General features: G+C 57.9%; 4 protein-coding genes. All 4 read right to left on the reverse strand.

Features of this window, described 5'->3' with window-relative positions; genetic code table 11:
• On the reverse strand, nucleotides 1-708 hold a 708-nt coding region (locus ACIP66_RS23530; protein WP_400651273.1), incomplete at its 3' end, for an aminotransferase class V-fold PLP-dependent enzyme.
• A 47-nt stretch (nucleotides 709-755) separates the two neighbouring features.
• On the reverse strand, nucleotides 756-1,247 hold the full coding sequence (gene iscR, locus ACIP66_RS23535; protein ID WP_003227911.1) for a Fe-S cluster assembly transcriptional regulator IscR: 492 nt from the start codon (nucleotides 1,245-1,247) through the stop codon (nucleotides 756-758).
• Between the two features lie 245 nt (nucleotides 1,248-1,492).
• Complete coding sequence (gene cysE / locus ACIP66_RS23540; protein ID WP_007964422.1) at nucleotides 1,493-2,269, reverse strand: serine O-acetyltransferase; 777 nt, start codon at nucleotides 2,267-2,269, stop codon at nucleotides 1,493-1,495.
• A gap of 3 nt (nucleotides 2,270-2,272) precedes the next feature.
• Nucleotides 2,273-3,043, reverse strand: a complete 771-nt coding sequence (trmJ, locus tag ACIP66_RS23545) for a tRNA (cytosine(32)/uridine(32)-2'-O)-methyltransferase TrmJ (protein WP_008084663.1) — start codon at nucleotides 3,041-3,043, stop codon at nucleotides 2,273-2,275.
• Nucleotides 3,044-3,293 lie beyond the last annotated feature (250 nt).

A 3,293-nucleotide genomic window follows, 5' to 3' on the forward strand; every position in this document is an offset into this window, starting at 1 on the left:
CTCGTGACCGCCACCCTGCATGCTCGCTTCGATGAGCAAACTCTTCTTGCGGCTGACGTACAGCGCACCGATGCCTTTAGGGCCGTAGGTTTTGTGGGCGGAGAACGACATCATGTCGACTTTCAGCTTCTGCAGGTCGATCTCGACCTTGCCAGTGGACTGAGCGGCGTCGACGTGGAACAGAATGCCCTTGGCGCGGAGCATTTCGCCAATCGCGGCGATGTCGTTAACGGTGCCGATTTCGTTGTTCACGTGCATTACGGAGACCAGAATGGTGTCTTCGCGCAGTGCCGCTTCAATCATGGCCGGGGTGATCAGACCGTCTTCAGTTGGCTCGAGGTAGGTCACTTCGAAACCTTCACGCTCCAGTTGGCGCATGGTGTCGAGGACAGCCTTGTGCTCAATCTTCGAGGTGATCAGGTGTTTGCCCTTGGAACCATAGAAATGTGCCGCACCCTTGATTGCCAGGTTGTCGGACTCAGTGGCACCGGAGGTCCAGACGATTTCGCGCGGATCGGCGTTGACCAGATCGGCCACCTGACGACGGGCGTTTTCGACGGACTCTTCAGCTTTCCAGCCGAATACGTGGGAACGGGACGCCGGGTTACCGAAGTTTCCGTCAACCAGCAGGCATTCACTCATTTTTTGCGCAACGCGCGGATCGACCGGGGTGGTCGCAGAGTAATCAAGGTAAATCGGCAATTTCATGGACTATCTCCTAAATCAGGGCTGGCGTACCGCTAGCTCTTCGGCTGTCATTCGACGGCGGACGCTTCAATCTTGTCCAGGCGTGGCGCCTTGCTGTTGCAACGACGCTGGTCCTGACGCTGGGCTACTTCTTGCACCTCACGGCGAGTTACAAGATCAGCCAAGCTGATACCACTTAGAAATTCGTGAATCTGCAGGCTCAAATCGCACCACAGATGGTGAGTCAGGCACGTATCGCCGGAATGGCAATCGCCCTGGCCCTGGCATTTGGTGGCATCAACCGATTCGTTTACCGCATCGATCACCTGGGCGACCTGGATGCCCTGCATGTCGCGGGACAACTGGTAGCCACCACCCGGGCCGCGAACACTGGAAACCAGGTTGCTGCGGCGCAGCTTGGCGAACAGCTGTTCGAGGTAGGACAGGGAGATGCCTTGGCGCTCGGAGATATCGGCCAGGGACACGGGCCCGTGCTGCGCGTGCAACGCCAGGTCAAGCATGGCGGTCACGGCGTATCGGCCTTTTGTAGTCAGTCGCATGGACAGTTACCACGGAGTTCAGAATGGGGCGAGTATGCAATTCCCGAGTATTTAAGTCAACTTTAAGACCTAGTACTTTAGTCGGGATTACCCGCAAAAGAGCGCGCGAATGATAGCAGGGTCTGCGGCGTAATGGCACACCGGCCGGCGCAAGCCTCTGTAGGAGCTGCCGAAGGCTGCGATCTTTTGATCTTATGGAAAGCAAAGTCAAAAGATCGCAGCCTTCGGCAGCTCCTACAGGGGCGCTAGCCGGCTTTGGATTCGTCTTTGCCTTTGACGCAGGCGAAGTCTTCTTCGCGCAGCTCAGGCAGATCTTTCGCACAGTAATTGCTGCCCAGATCCTTCAGCGCGCCGCACATCCCTTCCAGCCGCCCATCCACCGCTTGCAGGTGATCGAGCAACTGACCGATGGCGCGCGCCACCGGGTCGGGCATGTCTTCGCTGACGCCGTAGGCATCAAAACCGATCTTCTCGGCCATGGCCTTGCGCTTGGCGTCCTGTTCTTCGTCGGATTTGACGATGATCCGCCCCGGAATTCCCACTACCGTGGCGCCCGGCGGCACTTCTTTAGTCACAACAGCATTGGAACCGACCTTGGCACCGGCGCCGACGGTGAACGGGCCAAGCACCTTGGCGCCCGCACCCACCACAACACCGTCGCCCAGCGTCGGGTGGCGCTTACCTTTGTTCCAACTGGTGCCACCGAGGGTCACGCCCTGATAAATGGTCACGTCATCGCCAATTTCGGCGGTTTCGCCAATGACGATGCCCATGCCGTGGTCGATAAAGAAGCGTCGACCGACTTTGGCGCCCGGATGAATTTCGATCCCGGTCAGCCAGCGACCGAAGTTCGACACCAGCCGCGCCAGCCATTTCAGCTCGTTACGCCACAGCATGCCGGCCAGTCGATGGATCCAGATTGCATGCATGCCGGGGTAGCAGGTCAGAACTTCAAAAGCGTTACGCGCCGCCGGGTCTCGATGGAACACGCTCTGGATATCTTCACGCAAACGCTCAAACATCATTTAGTCCTTCCGCTTTAGAAGCTCACCACGGGCCGCTTTTTGGGTTTCCGTGAGGATGCCACGCAAAATATTCATTTCCGCCCGGCTGACCGAGCTGCGTCCGTACAACCGGCGCAGGCGCGCCATCAAGTGCCGCGGCTTTTCCGGATCGAGAAATTCGATAGCGACCAGCGTCTGCTCCAGATGCTCATAAAAGCGCTCCAGCTCATCCATGGTCGCCAGCTCGGCGCTTTTCACCGAGGCCACTTCTTCTTTCTCGATCTTGCTCGGCTGACCTTGTGCAGCCAGCCAGGCCATGCGCACTTCATAGCTCAACACCTGCACCGCCGCCCCGAGGTTCAGCGAACTGAACTCAGGATCGGAGGGGATGTGCACGTGAAAGTGACATCGCTGCAACTCGTCATTGGTCAGGCCGGAATCTTCACGACCGAATACCAAAGCGATTTCTGCGCCCTGCCCGGCTTCCTCAACCACTTTGGTGCCGCATTCGCGCGGATCCAGCAGCGGCCAAGGGATTCGGCGATCACGGGCGCTGGTGCCGAGCACAAGATTGCAGCCGACCAACGCGTCTTCCAGGGTGGCGACGACTTGCGCGTTTTCAAGGATGTCACCGGCACCGGAGGCGCGAGCATCGGCCTCGTGGTGCGGAAACAGGCGCGGTTCGACCAGCACCAGTCGCGACAGACCCATGTTTTTCATGGCGCGCGCGGCCCCGCCGATATTGCCGGGGTGGCTGGTATTGACCAGGACAACACGAATGTTCTGCAGCAAGGGAGGCGCTCTCGGACACAGGAAAGGGGTGCAAATCTTACAGAACAGCCTACCGTTAAGCTATGAAAGCGAACAGCGTCCTTCACCTGAAGAAAAGTTCTGATAGAATGCGCGGCTTTCTTTAACAACCTTAGGTGACACATCCATGCAGCCCATGCTGAATATCGCGCTGCGCAACGCAAGCACCTACAGATAACTCATCTTACTCTCCAAAGAGATCCACGAAAGAAACGGCATCGAAGAATAAGAC

Origin of the sequence: Pseudomonas sp. NPDC088429, from assembly GCF_044753305.1 — a bacterium.
In the GTDB taxonomy this organism is placed as follows: Bacteria; Pseudomonadota; Gammaproteobacteria; order Pseudomonadales; family Pseudomonadaceae; genus Aquipseudomonas; species Aquipseudomonas rustica.

Coding starts and splice junctions, on each gene's coding strand:
- cysE (WP_007964422.1), bottom strand. CDS start 2,269: ATGTTTGAGCGTTTGCGTGAAGATATCCAGAGCGTGTTCCATCGAGAC.
- iscR (WP_003227911.1), bottom strand. CDS start 1,247: ATGCGACTGACTACAAAAGGCCGATACGCCGTGACCGCCATGCTTGAC.